The 18,951-nt window shown below is 63.3% G+C and carries 14 protein-coding genes; 6 read left to right on the plus strand and 8 right to left on the minus strand.

Annotation, left to right across the window (positions count from 1 at the left end; all coding sequences use genetic code 11):
• The first annotated feature begins 114 nt into the window (after window positions 1–114).
• From ACMGT0_RS04985 to yjiA, 3 genes are all read left to right on the plus strand, one after another.
• Window positions 115–2,181 carry a carbon starvation CstA family protein gene (locus tag ACMGT0_RS04985; RefSeq protein WP_054059065.1) on the plus strand — a complete coding sequence of 689 codons (2,067 nt, stop codon included), beginning with the start codon at window positions 115–117 and terminating at the stop codon, window positions 2,179–2,181.
• A 15-nt stretch (window positions 2,182–2,196) separates the two neighbouring features.
• Complete coding sequence (locus ACMGT0_RS04990) at window positions 2,197–2,394, plus strand: YbdD/YjiX family protein (protein WP_054059064.1); 198 nt, start codon at window positions 2,197–2,199, stop codon at window positions 2,392–2,394.
• A 109-nt stretch (window positions 2,395–2,503) separates the two neighbouring features.
• Window positions 2,504–3,490, plus strand: coding sequence for a GTPase (yjiA, locus tag ACMGT0_RS04995; protein ID WP_416771702.1), 987 nt, complete (start codon window positions 2,504–2,506; stop codon window positions 3,488–3,490).
• Window positions 3,491–3,521: 31 nt separating this feature from the next.
• On the opposite strand, the gene ACMGT0_RS05000 is transcribed toward yjiA, so the two are convergent.
• The 5 genes from ACMGT0_RS05000 to ACMGT0_RS05020 form a co-directional block, all read right to left on the minus strand.
• Entirely contained in the window at window positions 3,522–4,199 is a 678-nt protein-coding gene (locus tag ACMGT0_RS05000; protein WP_416771704.1) for a GntR family transcriptional regulator, read from the minus strand.
• Between the two features lie 25 nt (window positions 4,200–4,224).
• Window positions 4,225–4,935 carry a FadR/GntR family transcriptional regulator gene (locus ACMGT0_RS05005; protein WP_054059059.1) on the minus strand — a complete coding sequence of 237 codons (711 nt, stop codon included), beginning with the start codon at window positions 4,933–4,935 and terminating at the stop codon, window positions 4,225–4,227.
• Window positions 4,936–5,034: 99 nt separating this feature from the next.
• A complete protein-coding gene (locus tag ACMGT0_RS05010) occupies window positions 5,035–6,348 on the minus strand; it encodes a C4-dicarboxylate transporter DctA (RefSeq protein WP_054063768.1) in 1,314 nt (437 codons plus the stop codon).
• Window positions 6,349–6,651: 303 nt separating this feature from the next.
• Window positions 6,652–7,905, minus strand: a complete 1,254-nt coding sequence (glyA, locus tag ACMGT0_RS05015) for a serine hydroxymethyltransferase (protein ID WP_054059057.1) — start codon at window positions 7,903–7,905, stop codon at window positions 6,652–6,654.
• Window positions 7,906–8,104: 199 nt separating this feature from the next.
• The gene (locus ACMGT0_RS05020; protein ID WP_416771706.1) at window positions 8,105–11,956 is read right to left on the minus strand and encodes an EAL domain-containing protein; all 3,852 of its coding nucleotides are present in this window, start codon (window positions 11,954–11,956) and stop codon (window positions 8,105–8,107) included.
• Between the two features lie 288 nt (window positions 11,957–12,244).
• On the opposite strand from ACMGT0_RS05020, the gene ettA reads away from it, so the two are divergent.
• Window positions 12,245–13,909, plus strand: coding sequence for an energy-dependent translational throttle protein EttA (ettA, locus tag ACMGT0_RS05025; protein ID WP_054059055.1), 1,665 nt, complete (start codon window positions 12,245–12,247; stop codon window positions 13,907–13,909).
• A 259-nt stretch (window positions 13,910–14,168) separates the two neighbouring features.
• Window positions 14,169–15,506, plus strand: coding sequence for an NADP-specific glutamate dehydrogenase (gene gdhA / locus ACMGT0_RS05030; RefSeq protein ID WP_054059054.1), 1,338 nt, complete (start codon window positions 14,169–14,171; stop codon window positions 15,504–15,506).
• A gap of 6 nt (window positions 15,507–15,512) precedes the next feature.
• Here the strand turns inward: gdhA and ACMGT0_RS05035 are convergent, their stop codons facing one another.
• Window positions 15,513–16,007, minus strand: a complete 495-nt coding sequence (locus tag ACMGT0_RS05035) for a GreA/GreB family elongation factor (RefSeq protein WP_416771708.1) — start codon at window positions 16,005–16,007, stop codon at window positions 15,513–15,515.
• A 71-nt stretch (window positions 16,008–16,078) separates the two neighbouring features.
• The gene (locus tag ACMGT0_RS05040) at window positions 16,079–16,432 is read right to left on the minus strand and encodes a hypothetical protein (RefSeq protein WP_054059052.1); all 354 of its coding nucleotides are present in this window, start codon (window positions 16,430–16,432) and stop codon (window positions 16,079–16,081) included.
• 244 nt (window positions 16,433–16,676) lie between these two features.
• Between ACMGT0_RS05040 and ACMGT0_RS05045 the strand changes: the two genes are divergently transcribed.
• Window positions 16,677–17,036, plus strand: a complete 360-nt coding sequence (locus ACMGT0_RS05045) for a hypothetical protein (RefSeq protein ID WP_273824838.1) — start codon at window positions 16,677–16,679, stop codon at window positions 17,034–17,036.
• 42 nt (window positions 17,037–17,078) lie between these two features.
• Here ACMGT0_RS05045 and ACMGT0_RS05050 read toward each other — a convergent pair whose 3' ends face one another.
• A complete protein-coding gene (locus ACMGT0_RS05050; protein WP_416771710.1) occupies window positions 17,079–18,932 on the minus strand; it encodes a DUF4105 domain-containing protein in 1,854 nt (617 codons plus the stop codon).
• Window positions 18,933–18,951: the final 19 nt, after the last annotated feature.

Genomic DNA, 18,951 nt, shown 5'->3' on the forward strand with positions numbered 1-18,951 from the left:
TTGTCCCGGCGGCAAGAAAAGACCGCCCTATACCAACGTCGGGTATGGTCACGGGGCGCTTTGGCGCTAAACTCAAGGTGGCTGTCTTTCTGTCCATCTGGCTGGAATCTCAAAATGAAAAATAATAATAGCCCGCTACGCCACCTCCCCTGGCTGGTGCTGGCGATCTTAGGAGCGTGCGCCCTGGGCGTAGTGGCCTTGCGCCGCGGCGAGGCGATCAACGCCTTGTGGATCGTGGTCGCCGCCGTGGCGATCTATCTGGTTGCCTACCGTTACTACAGTCTGTTCATCGCCAACAGCGTCATGCAGCTCGATGCCAATCGAGCGACGCCGGCCGTGCTGAACAACGACGGTCTGGACTATGTGCCAACCAACAAACACATTCTTTTCGGTCACCACTTCGCGGCGATTGCCGGTGCAGGCCCGCTGGTCGGCCCGGTGCTGGCCGCGCAGATGGGCTACCTGCCCGGCACGCTCTGGCTGATCGCCGGGGTGGTGCTGGCCGGCGCGGTCCAGGATTTCATGGTGCTGTTCCTGTCCACCCGTCGCAACGGTCGCTCCCTGGGCGACATGGTGCGCGAGGAAATGGGCCGGATTCCGGGGACCATCGCCCTGTTCGGCTGCTTCCTGATCATGATCATCATCCTCGCGGTGCTGGCGCTGATCGTGGTCAAGGCCCTGGCCGAGAGCCCATGGGGCATTTTCACGGTGATGGCGACCATCCCGATCGCGATGTTCATGGGCGTCTACATGCGCTACATCCGTCCGGGCCGCATCGGTGAGATCTCGATCATCGGCGTCCTGCTGCTGCTCGGCTCGATCTGGCTGGGCGGGCAGATCGCCGCCGATCCGGTCTGGGCCAAGGCCTTCACCTTCACCGGCGTGCAGATCACCTGGATGCTGATCGGCTACGGTTTCGTCGCCGCGGTGCTGCCGGTGTGGCTGATCCTGGCACCCCGGGACTACCTGTCGACCTTCCTCAAGATCGGCACCATCATCGCCCTGGCGATCGGTATCCTGATCACCATGCCGATGCTGAAGATGCCGGCGCTGACCCAGTTCGTCGACGGTACCGGGCCGGTCTGGAAAGGCGGGCTGTTCCCGTTCCTGTTCATCACCATCGCCTGTGGCGCGGTGTCCGGCTTCCACGCGCTGATCTCCTCCGGGACCACGCCGAAGCTGCTGGATAACGAAACCAACGCCCGCTACATCGGCTACGGCGGCATGCTGATGGAGTCCTTCGTGGCGATCATGGCGATGGTTGCCGCCTCGGTGATCGATCCGGGCGTGTACTTCGCCATGAACAGCCCGGCTGCGGTGGTCGGTGCGGATGCGGTGGCCGTGGCGCAGACCGTCAGCAGCTGGGGCTTTACGATTACCCCGGATGCGTTGCAGGCGGTGGCCCGTGACATCGGCGAAACCACCATCCTGGCCCGTGCCGGTGGTGCGCCGACCCTGGCGGTCGGTATCGCGCAGATCCTGCATCACGTCCTGCCGGGCGAGAACACCATGGCGTTCTGGTACCACTTCGCGATCCTGTTCGAAGCGCTGTTCATCCTGACGGCGGTCGATGCCGGTACCCGTGCCGGGCGCTTCATGCTGCAGGACCTGCTGGGCTCTTTCGTGCCATCGCTCAAGCGTACCGAGTCCTGGACCGCCAACCTGATCGCCACCGCCGGTTGCGTGGCACTCTGGGGCTACCTGCTGTACCAGGGCGTGGTCGATCCGCTGGGTGGCATCAACACCCTGTGGCCGCTGTTCGGTATCTCCAACCAGATGCTGGCGGGTATCGCGCTGATGCTCGGCACCGTCGTACTGATCAAGATGAAGCGCCAGCGCTACATCTGGGTGACCCTGCTGCCGGCGCTCTGGCTGCTGGTCTGCACCACCACCGCGGGCTTCATCAAGCTGTTCGACGCCAACCCGGCGATTGGCTTCCTCGCCCTGGCGAAGAAGTACAGCACCGCGCTGGAAGCCGGGCAGGTACTGGCCCCGGCCAAGGACATCAACCAGATGCAGCACGTGATCTTCAACGCTTACACCAACGCGACGCTGACGGCGCTGTTCCTGTTCGTGGTCTTCAGCATCCTGTTCTATGCCTTCAGGGTCGGTGTCGCGGCGTTGGGCAACAAGGAGCGTACGGACAAGGAAACACCGTTCCAGGCCGTGCCTGGGGCATGATGGGAGGGTACTGCAATGTTCAATGACCTGAGTCGTCTCGGTAAGTACCTCGGGCAGGCCGCGCGCCTGATGGTCGGCATGCCCGACTACGACACCTATGTCGAGCATATGCAGACCAGGCACCCGGACAAGCCGGTGATGAGCTACGAGGCGTTCTTCCGGGAACGCCAGGAAGCCCGTTACGGCGGCAAGGGTGGGCCCAAGTGCTGCTAGCCTGCGTGGCTTGCAGATAACACCGCACGGTAGGAGCCCGGCTTGCCGGCGAAGGTGTTCCTGAGGACGCCTTCGCCGGCAAGCCGGGCTCCTACCGTTTTTCTAGCGTATGGGAGATTCGCGTTTGTCCGTTCCTATTCCCGTCACCGTCCTCAGCGGTTTTCTCGGCGCTGGCAAGACCACCTTGCTGCGCCACCTGCTCAAGGCCGAGCACGGCCTGAAAATCGCCGTGATCGAGAACGAATTCAGCGATGCCGGCATCGACACCCAACTGCTCGGTGCCGAGCCGGTGCAAGTCATGACGCTGTCCAACGGCTGCGTCTGCTGCACCATCCACACCGACCTGACCAAGGCGTTGTATCTGCTGCTCGAACGCCTGGACCGTGGTGAAATCCTCTTCGACCGACTGGTGATCGAGTGCACCGGGCTGGCCGACCCGGCGCCGGTGGCGCAGACCTTCTTCATCGATGAAGAGCTGCGCGAACGCTACCTGCTCGACGGCATCATCACCCTGGTGGATGCCGCCCACGCCGAACATCACCTGACCCAGACCATCGCCCAGGCGCAGATCGGCTTTGCCGACCGACTGCTGGTGAGCAAGCGCGACCTGGTGGACGAAGCGACCTTCGACGCCTTGAGCGAGCGCCTGACGCGGATCAACCGGCGGGCACCGATCCGCATCGTCGAGCATGGCAATATCGACCTGGCAGAACTGCTGGATGTCCGCGGCTTCAACCTCAACGCCGACCTGGGCGGTGGCGTGAGCCTGCGGCCGGTCCGCAAGGGACACTCCATCGACCGCATTTCCAGCCTGGTGCTGCGCACCGACCAGCCGCTGGATATCGATCGGCTCAGCGAGTTCATGAACGAGCTGCTGGAGGAGCACGGCAAGCAACTGCTGCGCTACAAGGGCGTGCTGAATATCGCCGGCGAACCGCGCCGCCTGGTGTTCCAGGGCGTGCTCAAGCTTTACGGTTTCGACTGGGATACCGAATGGGAAGAGGGCGCGGCTCGTGAGAGTGTCATCGTCTTCATTGCCGATGATTTGCCTGAAGAGAAGATCCGCGAGGGCTTCGCCAGGATGGCGCGACTCTGACCCAGGCAGGTTGAAGAGGTGTTGGACGGGATTACCCCGCCACCAATCCCTCGAGCTGCTGCAGATAGTGGGTCATCTTCTCGATGCCTGCCCGGGCATTGTCGTCCTGGATGGCAGCGAGGATGGCCTGTCGTACCTGCCAGCCTTGGTCATGCGGTCCCGGGCGAGCGGCCAGGGCCAACCCGGTCAGCGGAACCAGCCCTTCCAGAAAGTGCATCAAGGGTACGTTACCCGCCGTCCGTGCCAGTTGCAGGTGGAATTCGCCGCCCAGCCGGGTCGCCGTGCTCGGCCGATGTTCTTCGAGGCTCTGGCGTTCCCGGGCGACCAGCATCCGCAATGAGTCGAGCGCCACTAAATCGACCCTCCCGCAAAGCAACTGGATCACCGTGCCTTCAGCCATCCGCCGCGCCTGCAGGACCTGGCGTATCTGTTCGGCATCCGGTTGGGCGACGTGGGCCCGCTGATTCGGGCGGGCGTGGATGATCCGTTGGCGGGTCAGGCGCGTCACCACGCGACGTACCTCGCTGCGGCCGGCGGTGTAGGTGCGCATCAACAGCTCCTCGCTCAGCCCTGCGGCGAAGCGTCCTTCGAGAATGTCCTCGAAAACCCGCGCATAGAGGCCGTCGGCGCCCGGCAGTGCCTGCCGGGCATGAGGCCGCCGGCGCGCGCGGGCGGCGGGGAAGGGCAGAAGTGTCGCTACGCTGTTCATGACCGGTCTCCCTTCGAGAGGTGGATTACTGCTCGATACTGCCCGGATGGTCGTCCGGAATGGTGAGTTCGATGCCCATGCGCAAGCCTTCCTGAAGAATGTGCCGGCGCATTTGCGCACTGGCCAGGGCGCTGTTCTTGTTGCGGATGGCGCGGACCACGGCTTCGTTTTCCTGCAGGCGTTCGGCCAGGTGCTCCGGCGAGTTGCGCAGGACCTCGGCGCTCTGTTTGAGGGCGTTGCCGGTCTGTTGCACCACGTTCTGGAATATCGGGTTGGAGGTCAGGGCGAACAGCTCTTCGTGGAAGGCGATGTAGGCGTTCAGCCCGGCCTCGCTGTCGTTGGCCTCCAGGGCTTCGCGCATGTCCATCAGGGTCAGGCGCAACTGGCCGACTTCCTTGCTGCTGATCGATTGCGCCACCAGACCGACGATGAACGGTTCCAGGGTGTAGCGCAGTTGCAGGATGTCCTCGAGGCTGGCCTCGGTCATTCCTTCGTGAGCCCGTACGGTTTCTGCAGCACTGTTCAGGACCAGCACGCCCTTGCCGGGCATGGACCGCACCAGGCCAAGGGTCTCCAGCACGGTGACGGCTTCGCGCAGGCTCGGGCGGCTGATGCCCAGTTGTTCGGCCAGCTCACGCTGGCCCGGCAGCATCTCGCCCGAGCGCCACTGGCCACGGGCCAGGGCGGCGCGGAGTTTTTCCACCACTGAATTGACGACGGTCGATGAGCTGATCACGGTGCTCTCCCAGGTGAAGCGGTCAGGTCACGACCCGCAGGCAGCGCCGAGGCGGGCCCTGCCGGGTCGGTACAGGTGCCCTTGCGTGGGCATATCGCATCAGAACTCCTGCTGATGAGCGGAGGGGTTCGGCTTTCTCGGGGTGAAGGCATAACCCTGCTGGCCTTCGAGCACCTTGTGCGCCCGCTGCAGGTCGATGTCCTTTTCCCAGCGGGCGATGGCCACGGTGGCCACGCAGTTGCCGATCAGGTTGGTCATGGCCCGGCCGATGCCCATGAACCAGTCGACCGCCAGCACCAGCACCAGGCCGACCACCGGAATCGCCGGGATCGCCGACAGGGTCGCGGCGAGGATCACCAGGGCCGAACCGGGAATGCCATGGGCGCCCTTGGAGGTGATCAGTGATACCAGCAGGATGGTCAGCAGGTCGGTCAGGGCCAGCGGAGTACCGGTGGCATTGGCGATGAAGACGATGGCCAGGGTCAGGTAGATCGAGAAACCGTCTAGGTTGAACGAGTAGCCGGTGGGAATCACCAGGCCGACCGTCGAGCTGCCGATTCCCAGGTGTTCGAGCTTGCGCATCACTTGCGGCAAAACGGCGTCCGAGGAGGCTGTACCCATGACGATCAGCAGGTCTTCACGGAAATACTTGAGGAACGGCAGGATCCGCAGCCCCGACACGCGCATCACCAGGCCGAGGATCAGCACGACGAAGGCCAGGCAGGTGACATAGAACAGGGCCACCAGGTTGCCCAGTTGCCGCAGCGATTCCAGGCCGTAGGTGCTGGTGGTGAAGGCGATGGCGCCGAATACGCCGATCGGCGCCAGGCGCACGATCATGCCCATGATGCGGAAGATCACATGGCTCAGTTCGTTGATCAGACGCGAGATGCCCGAGGCCGACTCGCCCACCAGGTTCAGGGCGCTGCCGAACAGGACCGAGAACAGCAGCACCTGCAGGATGTTGTTGTCGGCAAAGGCGCTGAGTACCGAGTTGGGGATCAGGTCCATCAGGAACTGCGTGGCCCCGCGCAGGTGTTGGCCACGATCGGCGAGGTCGCCCAGGGCGGCCTTGGACAGTTGCTCCAGATGGATGTTGGCGCCGCTGCCGATGCCGGTGGAGAAGGCCAGGATCAGCCCGATCAGCAGGGCAATGGTGGTCAGCACCTCGAAGTAGATCACCGACTTGAGGCCGATACGCCCGACCTTCTTCAGGTCGCCGGCGCCGGAAATGCCGCTGACCACCACGCAGAAGACGATCAGCCCGATCAGCATCTTGATCAGCTTGATGAAGCCGTCGCCCAGGGGTTTGAGCTGGGTTGAGTATTCGGGAAGGGTGAGCCCGAAGATGATGCCCAGCACCAATCCAAGGACGACCTGAAGGAAAATCGAACGCGAGCACCATTTGAGCATGGGGAGGATCCTGGTCGGCGTTCCTTGTCCGGACCTGTGGCCACGGCATTGGAACTTAATTGTTGTGGTCTTACCGGTATGTCCAGTGCGGGTTCAGTCTACGCCCGGATTTTCTGGGATAACAAGCGGTTTTTCGAAAAATTGGTTCGACCGGTCTGACCAGTTATCGCGATGTGCCTTCGCTTCTGCAGGAGCAGGGCTTGTCGGGGGGGCGCTCCTTGAGGGGGCAGGGGATTTTCTTGAGGCGAAAAAAAGCCCGGTCATCGCTGACCGGGCTCTTTCGTGCTGCGTGATGCGGGCGTATCAGGCGCCGTATACCGGCAGCTTCTTGCAGATGGCCTTGACCTTCTCGCGAACGGCATCGATCACCGCTTCGTTGTTCAGGTCAGCCAGGATGTCGCAGATCCAGCCAGCCAGCTCGCGGCATTCGGTTTCCTTGAAGCCACGGGTGGTGACAGCCGGGGTACCGAAGCGCAGGCCGGAGGTGATGAACGGCGAGCGTGGATCGTTCGGCACCGAGTTCTTGTTCACGGTGATGAAGGCCTTGCCCAGGGCGGCATCGGCGTCCTTGCCGGAGATGTCCTGCTTGATCAGCGACAGCAGGAACAGGTGGTTCTGGGTACCGCCGGAGACCACGTCGAAGCCGCGGGCGATGAACACTTCGGCCATGGCCTGGGCGTTCTTCACCACTTGTTGCTGGTAAGCCTTGAACTCAGGCTGCAGCGCTTCCTTGAAGCAGATCGCCTTGGCCGCGATCACGTGCTCCAGTGGGCCGCCCTGGGCGCCCGGGAATACGGCGGAGTTCAGCTTCTTCTCGATTTCCGGGTTGGCCTTTGCCAGGATCAGGCCGCCACGCGGACCGCGCAGGGTCTTGTGGGTGGTGGTGGTGACCACGTCGGCGAACGGCACCGGGTTCGGGTAGACGCCAGCGGCGACCAGGCCGGCCACGTGGGCCATGTCGACGAACAGGTAGGCACCGACCTTGTCGGCAATGGCGCGGAAGCGGGCGAAGTCCAGCACCTGCGAGTAGGCGGAGAAACCGGCCACGATCATTTTCGGCTTGTGCTCGACCGCCAGGCGCTCGACTTCGTCGTAGTCGATCAGGCCGTTGGCGTCGATGCCGTACTGCACGGCGTTGTACAGCTTGCCGGAGGAGGAAACGCTGGCACCGTGGGTCAGGTGACCGCCGTGGGCCAGGCTCATGCCCAGGATGGTGTCGCCACCTTGCAGCAGGGCCAGGTAGACAGCGGCGTTGGCCTGGGAACCGGCGTGCGGCTGAACGTTGGCGTAGTCGGCGCCGAACAGTTCCTTGGCGCGGTCGATAGCCAGTTGCTCAACCACGTCGACGTATTCGCAGCCGCCGTAGTAGCGCTTGCCTGGATAGCCTTCGGCGTACTTGTTGGTCAGCACCGAGCCCTGGGCTTCCATCACCGCGGGGCTGGTGTAGTTTTCCGAGGCGATCAGCTCGATGTGCTCTTCCTGGCGCTGAGCTTCTTGCTCCATGGCGGCAAAGAGATCGGCGTCGTACTTGGCAATAGTCAAATCACGGCTGAACATGGCGGTCCTCAAGGATCGGGGGGGCAGAAAGGAGGGCATTCTAACTCAATGGTCTTTATCTGGCATATGAAAGGGCATCATGTCGCAGATAAGTGGCATTCAGCTTGGATTGGCGGGGGCCATCGCGGGCAGGCAGTTGCGTAAAACCGGTGGGAGCGGGCTTGCCCGCGAATAGCGTCAGCTGTCGCGCCGCGGGCTTTCAGTCGAACATGAACAGCGCATCATTGCTGAACTGCGCCTCGAAGCGGCCCGCCGCCATCGGCCGGCCGAACAGGTAGCCCTGCACCTCGTCGCAGCCGTGTTCACGCAGGAAGTCCAGTTGCTCGTGGGTCTCCACGCCCTCGGCGATCACCGCCAGGTTCAGGCTGTGGGCCATGGCGATGATCGCCCGGGCGATCTGCGCATCCTGTTCGCCCGACGGCAGGCCGTCGACGAAGGTTCGGTCGATCTTCAGCACGTCGATAGGGAACTGCTTGAGGTAGTTGAGCGAGGAGTAGCCGGTGCCGAAGTCGTCCACCGCGATGCTCAGGCCCAGGTTCTTGAGGCCGGCGAGGATCAGCATGGCTTCGCTGACTTCGCGCATCAGGATACTTTCGGTCAGTTCCAGTTCCAGGCACGCCGGCGGCAGGCCGGTGTCGCGCAGGATGGTGGCGATGCGCGTACCCAACTGGCCGTCGGAGAACTGCCGGGCGGAAATGTTCACCGAAACCTTGGGCACGCGGACCTTGTTCTGGTGCCAGGTCTTGAGCTGGCGGCAGGCCTCGGCCAGCACCCAGTCGCCGACATCCACCACCAGCCCCAGTTCTTCGAGTACCGGGATGAAGTCACCCGGCGGCACCAGGCCGCGACGTGGATGGCGCCAGCGCAGCAGTGCTTCGGCACCGGTCAGGCGCTTGCCGTCGCCGCTGAACTGCGGCTGGTAGTAGAGCACGAATTCGTTCTGTTCCAGGGCGTGGCGCAGGTCGCTTTCCAGCTCCAGGCGCTCCAGGGCGCTGGCGTTCATGTCGGCCTGGTAGAACTGGAAGTTGTTCTTGCCGCGCTCCTTGGCGTGGTACATCGCGGTATCGGCGTTCTTCATCAGTTGGCTGAGCTCGCTGCCGTCCTGCGGGCTCAGGGCGATACCGATACTGGCGGTGACGAAGAACTCGCGGCCTTCGAGCACGAACGGCGTGACCAGGCTGGTGAGAATCTGTTCGGCGACGTGAATCGCCCGGTTCAGAGCCATCTCGCGGGTCGCCCGTGGCTGCAGCAGCAGGGTGAACTCGTCGCCACCCATGCGCGCCACGGTGTCGTCCTCGGCGACGCAGGCCAGCAGGCGGGTGCCCATTTCCTTGAGCATGCGGTCGCCGGCGGCGTGGCCGAGGGAGTCGTTGATCGGCTTGAAGCGGTCGAGGTCGAGGAACATCAGCACCACCCACGCCTTCTGCCGCTCGGCCTGTTGCAGCGCGGTGTGCAGGCGGTCCTGGAACAGCGTGCGGTTGGGCAGGTGGGTCAGGGCGTCGTAGTAGGCCAGGCGGTGGATCCGCTGTTCGCTGGCCTTGCGCTCGCTGATGTCGCTGAAGAAGCACACGTAGCTGGCCAGGTCGCCCTCGTCGTCGAGCACCGCGGTGATGCCGACCCAGGCCGGGTAGTGCTCGCCGCTGCGGCGCTTGAGCCAGACTTCGCCTTCCCAGGTGTTGTGCTGCTCCAGTTGCTTGAGCACGTAGCGCAGGTGGGCTTCCTGCTGGTCGTCGACGGTAAGCATGTTGGGCAACTGGTCCAGCACGTCGGACACCGCATAACCGCTGACGCGGCTGAAGGCCTCGTTGGCCTGGACGATGTAGCCGGCCGGGTCGGTGATCAGGATCGCCGAGGTCGAGTGCTCGAATACCGTGGCCGCCATGCGCAGGTCTTTCTCCGCCCGGCGTTGCTGGCTGATGTCGCGGCCGACGCCGAGAATGCCTTCGAACGCGCCGTGCTCGTCCCAGACCAGCACCAGCCGCAGTTCGATCGGGATCTTGCGGCCGTCGGCCCGCAGGCAGTCGAACAGGAACAGCTGGGTCTGGACCTTGCTGCGCAGTTCGGCCAGTTGTTCGGGTTTGTCCAGGGCCTTGCTGACCCGTTCCATCAGTTGATAGATGCCGGTCAGTTGCGCCGGGTTGGCGATGGTCGAGTGCCAGCCGTGCTTGAACACCCAGTCGGCGTCATAACCGAGGACGGTCTGCACCGAAGGGCTGACATAGTTCAGCTGCAGCGTGCTGTCGGTGGAGAAGATCACGTCGCTGATGCTTTCGGCCAGCATCCGGTAGCGTTGTTCGCTGTCGCGCAGCGATTCGCTGGCTTCGATCTGGTCGGTGATGTCCTTGGCCACGCCGATGATCCGCGTGACCTGGTCGTACTTGTCCCGGGCCAGGGCCTGTTCGCGGATCTCGAAGCGCCGCCACTGGCCGTCGCGGTGGCGGAAACGCAGCTGGCACTGCAGCAACTGGCTGTAGCCGGCGTGGCGCTGCTGGTGGCGCAGGCGGTGATAATGCTCGGCATCCTCCGGGTGCAGCAGGATCTCCCAGAAGTATTCGCCCATCTGGTGCAGCTCGCTCTTGCTGTAGCCGAGCGTCTGACCCAGGTGGTGGTTGCTGAAGATCATCCGCTGGCTGATCACGTCCTGGACGTAGAGGTGGTCGGGCACCGTCCGGACCACGTCCGACCAGAAGCCTTCGCGTTCGAGCAGCGACAGTTCGATCAGCTTGCGACTGGTGATATCGCTGATGCTCAGGATCACCGCGTTGTAGTCGCTGGGGTCTTCCGGCAGGCGCAGCACCAGCCACAGGTGCTGGTCCTGGCCGTGGGCATCGGTCTGTTTGATTTCCAGTTCCAACTGGCTCTGCCGGTTGATCAGCGCATCGACCAGCGGATAGCCGATGCCGGTGACCTGGCTCGGGCAGCCCTCGATCAGGCAGCTCCAGGCGCTTTCGCGGGAGTCGACATTGAGCAGGCGCAGCGCGACCAGGTTGATTTCGGTGATGCGCAGCTGTTCGAACAGCAGGCGGCGATGTTGCGGATCGTGGGCGACCCACTGCCTGAGGCTTTCGCTGTCGCCCAGTCGATGGTTTTCCAGGAACCCCGGCAGGCTGGAGAGATCGAGGACGCACAGCGCCACGCCGGTGCCTTCGAAGATTTCCTGGTAGCGCCGGCGGCCTTCATGCACCTGGCGCTGGCGGCGCCGCATGTTGATCAGCGCCAGCACCGGCAGCATCGACAGGCCCAGGCCCAGCAGACACTTGCCGATCAGGGCCGGCAGCAGTTCCTCGAGCATCTTGCGCTGGTCGAACAGGCCGCGCAGTTGCCAGTCGCTGTTGGACAGTGGCGCGATCAGCACGCTGTTGGCCTCGTCATCCGGCTGCAGCACCGACGGCCGCGGACTGATGTCGTTGTCGCGGCTGAGCACACGATGGTTCAGGCGGTTTTCGATCACCCAGGTCGGGCGGAATTTCTGTTCGGTCTGGCGGGTCAGGCTCTGGAACAGACTCGGCCCCAGGCGCAGCGCCCAGTAGCCGTTGGTCTCGCCAGTGGCCTGGCGCAGCAGCAGGTGGACGATCGAGCCATCGTCGTCGTTGGTGAAGTAGTAGGCCTGGGTGCGGTTGCTGTGCCGGACCAGTTCGCTCAGGTAGTCGATGTCACGGCTGTCGGTGGCGCTGTCGCTGATCAGGTTACCCTTGATGTCGAACAGGGCGAAGCTCTGGATGGAAGGCAGGGACAGGCGCAGTTTGCCGAGCAGTTGCTGTTGCTGCTCGGGGGTCTCGGGTTTCTCGAAGATCGGCAGCAGGTTGGCGGCGATCTGCGCATCGAGCTTCATGTTCAGGCTGATGTGATCGGCCAGCTCGGCGCTGTAGTCGATACTGTACTGGCGCTGGATCTTGCGGGTCTGCTGGAACTGGTCGATCAGTTGCCAGAACAGTACGGCGAGCATGAGCAGCACCAGGATCGCCAGAACAGCCTTGATTGTGCCGCGCAGGGGCGTGCCGGACACCTGGCGGGATGCGCGCGCGGACGATGGCGGGTTGGCGTTGCTCAAACTGTGATCCTGCGGTTGGGCTGGATTGGCGCGACGTGCACTATAAGCCGGACGCCCGAAGGGCGGCTAGCATGCCTTGACTTGTGGCAAAGTGCCAGCCCTGTTCCGCCCGGTGGTTTGCCCTGGTGCACACATTCAGGTAATTTTACCTGTTACGCGGGCGTTTTTGCGCTCCCATAGTTGACGCAGGATTGGCGCTGCATTCGATGATGCATAACGCATGCCGCGCAATGCTGCCGGCCCGGGCTGCGCCTTCATATTTCATCAGTCACTGACGCTAGGTTCTCCATGGCTCAATACGTCTTCACCATGCATCGGCTGAGCAAAGTTGTGCCGCCGAAGCGGGAAATCCTGAAAAACATCTCCCTGTCGTTTTTCCCGGGCGCCAAGATCGGCGTCCTTGGCCTGAACGGCTCGGGTAAGTCCACCCTGTTGAAAATCATGGCCGGCGTCGACACCGAGTTCGACGGTGAAGCGCGGCCGATGCCGGACCTGAATGTCGGCTACCTGCCGCAGGAGCCGCAACTGGATCCGACCAAGAGCGTGCGCGAAGTGGTCGAGGAAGCGGTCAGCGTGATCAAGGATGCCCAGGCCCGCCTGGACGAGGTCTACGCCGCCTACGCCGAGCCGGATGCCGACTTCGACAAGCTGGCCGCCGAGCAGGCCAAGCTGGAAGCGATCCTGCAGGCCAGCGATGGCCACAACCTGGAGCGCCAGCTCGAAGTCGCCGCCGACGCGTTGCGCCTACCGGCCTGGGATGCCCGTGTCGAACACCTGTCCGGTGGCGAGAAACGTCGCGTGGCCCTGTGCCGCCTGCTGCTTTCGGCTCCGGACATGCTGCTGCTCGACGAACCGACCAACCACCTGGACGCCGATTCCGTCGCCTGGCTGGAGCACTTCCTGCACGACTTCCCGGGTACCGTGGTGGCGATCACCCACGACCGTTACTTCCTGGACAACGTTGCCGGCTGGATTCTCGAACTCGACCGCGGCGCCGGTATTCCGTACGAAGGCAACTACTCGGGCTGGCTGGAAGCCAAGTCCGAGCGTCTGGCCCAGGAATCCAAGCAGCAGTCGGCTCACGAGAAGGCCATGAAGGAAGAACTGGAGTGGGTGCGCAAGGGCGCCAAGGCACGCCAGTCGAAATCCAAGGCCCGTCTGCAGCGCTTCGAGGAAATGCAGTCGCAGGAATTCCAGAAGCGCAGCGAGACCAACGAGATCTACATCCCGGCCGGTCCTCGCCTGGGCGACAAGGTCATCGAATTCAAGAATGTCACCAAGGGTTACGGCGATCGCGTTCTGATCGACAACCTGTCGTTCAGTATGCCGAAAGGCGCGATCGTCGGTGTGATCGGGGGTAACGGTGCCGGTAAATCGACACTGTTCCGCATGCTGATGGGCAAGGAGACTCCGGACTCGGGCAGCATCGAGATCGGTGAAACCGTGCAACTGGCCTGCGTCGACCAGAGCCGCGAGGACCTGGACGGCAGCAAGACCGTGTTCCAGCAGATCTCCGACGGTTCCGACCAGATCCGCATCGGCAACTACGAGATCCCGTCGCGTACCTACGTCGGTCGCTTCAACTTCAAGGGTGGCGACCAGCAGAAGTTCGTCAAGGACCTGTCCGGTGGTGAGCGCGGTCGCCTGCACCTGGCACTGACCCTGAAGGAGGGCGGCAACGTCCTGCTGCTCGACGAACCGTCCAACGACCTCGACGTCGAAACCCTGCGTTCCCTGGAGGAAGCCCTGCTGGACTTCCCGGGCGCGGCCATCGTGATCTCCCACGACCGTTGGTTCCTGGACCGTGTGGCCACCCACATCCTGGCCTATGAGGACGATTCGCAAGCGGTGTTCTTCGAAGGCAACTACACCGAGTACGAAGCCGATCGCAAGAAGCGCCTCGGCGACGCAGCGGCCCAGCCACATCGCGTACGGCACAAGAAACTGGCCTGATCGGGCCGGCTGTGGAAAAAAGCGGAGCCTTCGGGCTCCGTTTTTTTATGCCCGCCTTTGCGCTGTTTCCGCTTTGGTGCGTCGTCGTGCTCTCATGCGCTTTTAGGGTGCTCTCAGGGCCTGATTCACCCATGGATTTACATAAAAAGCACCATTTAAATTCATAAGTGCGACATTTTGCACTGTCATAGTGCCAGTTCAGTTGCTAAAGTCCGGGTCGACTTATTGAAAACGACAACTCATTGACGAGACCCTTCCCATGATCGAATCAGTCGACCACTTCCTTGCCCGTCTGAAAAAACGCGATCCGGACCAGCCGGAATTCCACCAGGCGGTGGAGGAGGTCCTGCGCAGCCTGTGGCCTTTTCTGGAGGCCAATCCGCACTATCTGACCTCGGGCATCCTCGAGCGTCTGTGTGAGCCGGAACGGGCCATCACGTTTCGCGTGTCGTGGGTCGACGATCAGGGCAAGGTCCAGGTCAACCGTGGCTTCCGCATTCAGATGAACAGCGCTATCGGCCCGTACAAGGGCGGCCTGCGCTTCCATCCGTCGGTGAACCTCGGCGTGCTGAAGTTCCTCGCCTTCGAGCAGAGCTTCAAGAACGCCCTGACCTCACTGCCGATGGGCGGCGGCAAGGGCGGTTCGGACTTCGACCCCAAGGGCAAGAGCGATGCGGAAGTCATGCGTTTCTGCCAGGCGTTCATGAGCGAGCTGTATCGCCACATCGGTGCCGATGTGGACGTGCCGGCGGGTGACATCGGCGTCGGCGCCCGGGAGATCGGCTTCCTGTTCGGCCAGTACAAGCGCCTGGCCAACCAGTTCACTTCGGTACTGACCGGCAAGGGCATGAGCTACGGCGGCAGCCTGATCCGTCCGGAAGCCACCGGCTTCGGCTGCGTGTACTTCGCCGAGGAGATGCTCAAGCGCCAGGGCGACCGCGTCGAAGGCAAGCGCGTGGCGATCTCCGGCTCCGGCAACGTCGCGCAGTACGCGGCACGCAAGGTCATGGACCTGGGTGGCAAGGTGATCTCGCTGTCCGACTCCGAAGGCACGCTGTACTGCGAGGCCGGGCTGACGGAGGAACAATGGCAGGCGCTGATGGCGCTGAAAAACGTCCAGCGCGGTCGGATCAGCGAACTGGCGCAACGTTTCGGCCTGGAATTCCTCGCGGGTCAGCATCCATGGGCCCTGAGCTGCGATATCGCACTGCCGTGTGCGACCCAGAACGAACTGGATGCCGAGGCGGCCCGGACCCTGCTGCGCAATGGCTGCATCTGCGTGGCCGAAGGCGCGAACATGCCGACCACCCTGGAGGCTGTGGATATCTTCATCGACGCCGGCACCCTGTTCGCCCCGGGCAAGGCCTCGAATGCGGGCGGCGTGGCGGTCAGCGGCCTGGAAATGTCGCAGAACGCCATGCGCCTGCTGTGGACCGCCGGTGAGGTCGACAGCAAGCTGCATGGCATCATGCAGTCGATCCACCATGCCTGCGTGCACTACGGTGAGGAGAACGGCCGGGTCAACTACGTCAAGGGCGCGAACATCGCCGGCTTCGTCAAGGTCGCCGAGGCCATGCTGGCCCAGGGCGTGGTCTGAGTCTCTCTAGGCCGGGTCGATCCGGGTGATCTCGATCATCCGGTCGCCGGCCGGACGCCTCCACAACACCTCATCGCCGAGGCGCGCCCCGAGCAGCGCCCGTCCCAGCGGCGAGCCCCAGTTGATCAGGCCGCTGGCGTAGTCGGCCTGGTCTTCCCCCACCAGTTGCACCCGCTGTTGCCGGTCCTGTTCATCGACGAAGGTCACTTGGCTGCCAATCTGCACGACTTCGCTGGAGGTCGCTGGCGCGGCGAGTTGGGCGCTGGCCAGGCGCTGGTTGAAATAGCGCAGGTCGCGTTCGATGTCGGCCAGGCGCTGTTTGTCGGCCTGGTCGCCCAGGGCGCTCTGCTGACCATGCTCGGTCTGCAGGGCGGCGACGCGTGCCTGCAACTGGGTCAGGCCCGTCGGGGTGACGTAGTTGGGTTGGGTGCTGATCTGGCGCTCCACCGGCTGGCTGGCCTGGGTGGCGGCACTGTCTTCATTGACGAAGGCGCGACTCATGGCGTTCTCTCTTGACTGGCATGGGCAGCATGCTCGCAGGATCCGGCAGGGAATGGTTGCCCGAAAGCGACCTATTGCGAACGGTAGGCCCTTGCCGCATCGCGGTCCTTTTCCTGTTGCCAGGCACGCTCGCGCTCATCCCAGTGGCGGTCCTTGTAGGCCTCGCGGTCTTCGTTCTCGCGCATCGCCTGGCATTGGCGGAAACCGTCGTCCCAGCCGGTGGCGTACTCATGCTGCTGGAGGTAGCGGGGCACGTTTTTCCTGAATTGACCGGTGATGGCCCCGGCGGCTTGCCGGCCGCTGGCACAACCGTCGTCGAAACCATCGGCGAAGGCCGGTGGATAACCTTGCATGAGCAGATGGTCGCGGGTCGACTCGCACCCGGCGAGTGCGATCACCACGCCCAACAACAGCCAACGCCACATTCCGACACCCTGATTGCCTTACCTGCCTGTCGTTGAGTGTAGGCCGTTCTTTGTCAGTAAGGCGTGAAGGCGCGGTCGCGAGGCGGTTGTGATTGAGCGGTTTGTACCCTCGGCGGGTAAATTTTTCCGGCACGAGTCGTCATCTTTCGATGTAGGGTAATAGCGAGCCGACCGCTCTAAGTCGGTTGTTTCAGCCTCGCGCGAAGGCGCGGGGACGTGTGTGGTCAAAGAAAGAGAGTTGTGTATGAGTTGTTTCAAAGCCCATGGCATGGGTGTCGGCCTGACCTTGTCCGCCTGCGTTGCCTTGGGTGAGCCTCTTCCCGAGAGTTCCCTGCTGGATCGTTATGGCATGACGGTGGACGATTTGCCTGCTGCTACCGTGACACAAGCCCCCAAGGCGGCAGTCGAGGAGCCCGCCAGTCTGTTTCAACTACAACCTGAGCCACCCCTGGTGGATATTCGCCTCGGCGAGCAGAAAGCGCTGGAGAGTGTGGGTAACATCACCATCGACAACATGCTCAGGCGCGATCAGGAGCATTGCCTGCGTTTGCTGGGGCAGTCGCTGGAACGCGACCCCGGGCGTACGAAACTGAAATGTGACTGACCCGGATGGGCATGTCGTGGCCCGCGCCGTCGCGGGCCCGGCTCAATAGTGATACCACTTCAGTTCCAGCATCACCTCGTTTTCCGCCGACGCCAGTTTGCTGAATTCGCGCTGGGCGCTCAGGCGCAGGCCGAGGTTGCGCGACAGCTCCCATTGCTGGTTGAGGCTCAGGCTGCGGCGCACTTCACCGTTGGTGAAATAGTCGCCCTTGGCTTCCAGGCTCAGGTTGCCCAACGGATTCTTCCACAGCAGGCCGGTGTTGAAACCGCTGGCCGGTGACACGAAGGCGGCGAAGTCGGCATTGTGCTCCAGGCGCACGGTGCCCAGGGCGAAGCCGAGCAGGTCGTCGCCCAGTTGCCATGTGGCGCCGCCGCCGCCGTTGACATGGCTGACCAGGGTCTGGTCGTCATGCTTGCCCGGGACCCGCTCCAGGCCACCCGTCACCTGCCAGGACCACGGCTGCAGCAGCGCGTTGCGTGGTGTCAGCGAACGGATGGTCGCCAGGTCCAACTGTTGCAGTTGCCAGTGGTTGCCTTCGTACTGGCGCAGTTTCATCTGCAGGATTTCGATCTGGGCACCCAGCGGGAAACCCTCGGCGTTGTCGTTCAGGTCGTGATAGGCCATGCGCAGGCCGTACTCGCCGAAGGCCTGGTCGCCCCGGGTACCGAGCCCGGCCTGCCAGGTGCGCGACTCATGGCCGTTTTCCGGCAGACCTGGCGGGGTGATTTGCAACTCCGGTGCCGGGTTGCGGTTGATCGCCCGCAGCAGTTCGAAGCTGCGTTGCGCGCGTACCGGGTCGCGCTCCTGGCCATTGGCCCGGTAGCGTTCGAGCCGATAGGCGGCATCGACGATCAGCGCCTGACGCTCGCGCGGCTGAGCCTTGAAGGCCGGGTCTTGCAGGGCGTTCTGGTCGGCGCTGACCTTGAGTACCCATTGCTGTTCCTCGGGGTCCAGCGGCTTGGCCCGCTCCAACAGCTCACGCTCGCGGGACGGGCGGTAGTCGATCTTCTCCACCAGGCCGGCTTCCTTGACCGCCTTCACGGTGTCGGTGGGGATGGCCGTCAGGGGGAACTGTCCGGTCAGGTGCAGGCCGGGGCGGGCGACCTGCAGCAGTTCCAGCAGGCGATAGGAGCAGTTTTCGTCGAAGAAGAAATAGTCGAAGCGGATCTGCTTCAGTTCCCAGACGTGCTCGACCATCCGCGCGGTTTCTTCCGGAGTCAGGTTCAGCCGGTACTCCCACAGATCGCGGTTTTCCAGGCTGCGGTATTCCGACAGTTTCTCCTGGTAGGGCACCAGGGCGAACAGCCCCGGATAACCGCCCATCAGGCCTTTCCAGGCATAGAGGATGCTGTTGTCCGAGCCTTCGATGTAGGCGCCGAAGTTGATCGCGTAGCTGAGCAGCGAGGTCTGGTCGCGCTGCACATCGGCCTGGTCGATTCGCAGCAGGGTGTGGCCGAACATCGATGACGGGCTGTTCAGGTAGGCGGCGGGAAAGATCATCACCGTGCTGTGGGGGGCGACATCCTTGAACCACTGGTTGAATTCCGAGCAGTCCGGCGTCGGCAGGTCCTTGAGTTGCAGTTGTGTCTTGAGCCAGCGGGTACGTGCCGGGTAGACGCATTGGGCGTGCTGATTGCCGGCGCTGGCCGGTGCGTAGAGTGCGGCGACGGTGGCCTTCAGCTCCGCATCGGGGTGATGGGCGCCGTCAGCGGCGAGAAAAAATTTGCTGTCGCTGACGTAGCTGCGCCAGCCGCCGAGCTTGGCGTGTTCATAATGGCCCAGGGAGATCCAGAAGGGATCGTTGGCCAGTTGCTGCAAACGTTGATCGTCGAGGTGTGAAGCGGCCTGGAGTGGGGTACAGGCACAGAGCGCCAGGTAGGCAAGGCGTTTGAGCATGGTCGGCAACTGTTGTCCG

The organism is Pseudomonas sp. RHF3.3-3 (assembly GCF_048069595.1).
In the GTDB taxonomy this organism is placed as follows: Bacteria; Pseudomonadota; Gammaproteobacteria; order Pseudomonadales; family Pseudomonadaceae; genus Aquipseudomonas; species Aquipseudomonas fuscovaginae_B.

Coding starts and splice junctions, on each gene's coding strand:
- ACMGT0_RS05040 (WP_054059052.1), bottom strand. CDS start 16,432: ATGTGGCGTTGGCTGTTGTTGGGCGTGGTGATCGCACTCGCCGGGTGC.
- yjiA (WP_416771702.1), top strand. CDS start 2,504: ATGGGAGATTCGCGTTTGTCCGTTCCTATTCCCGTCACCGTCCTCAGC.
- ACMGT0_RS05035 (WP_416771708.1), bottom strand. CDS start 16,007: ATGAGTCGCGCCTTCGTCAATGAAGACAGTGCCGCCACCCAGGCCAGC.
- ACMGT0_RS04990 (WP_054059064.1), top strand. CDS start 2,197: ATGTTCAATGACCTGAGTCGTCTCGGTAAGTACCTCGGGCAGGCCGCG.
- ACMGT0_RS05010 (WP_054063768.1), bottom strand. CDS start 6,348: ATGCTCAAATGGTGCTCGCGTTCGATTTTCCTTCAGGTCGTCCTTGGA.
- ettA (WP_054059055.1), top strand. CDS start 12,245: ATGGCTCAATACGTCTTCACCATGCATCGGCTGAGCAAAGTTGTGCCG.
- ACMGT0_RS04985 (WP_054059065.1), top strand. CDS start 115: ATGAAAAATAATAATAGCCCGCTACGCCACCTCCCCTGGCTGGTGCTG.
- gdhA (WP_054059054.1), top strand. CDS start 14,169: ATGATCGAATCAGTCGACCACTTCCTTGCCCGTCTGAAAAAACGCGAT.
- ACMGT0_RS05045 (WP_273824838.1), top strand. CDS start 16,677: ATGAGTTGTTTCAAAGCCCATGGCATGGGTGTCGGCCTGACCTTGTCC.
- ACMGT0_RS05000 (WP_416771704.1), bottom strand. CDS start 4,199: ATGAACAGCGTAGCGACACTTCTGCCCTTCCCCGCCGCCCGCGCGCGC.
- ACMGT0_RS05050 (WP_416771710.1), bottom strand. CDS start 18,932: ATGCTCAAACGCCTTGCCTACCTGGCGCTCTGTGCCTGTACCCCACTC.
- glyA (WP_054059057.1), bottom strand. CDS start 7,905: ATGTTCAGCCGTGATTTGACTATTGCCAAGTACGACGCCGATCTCTTT.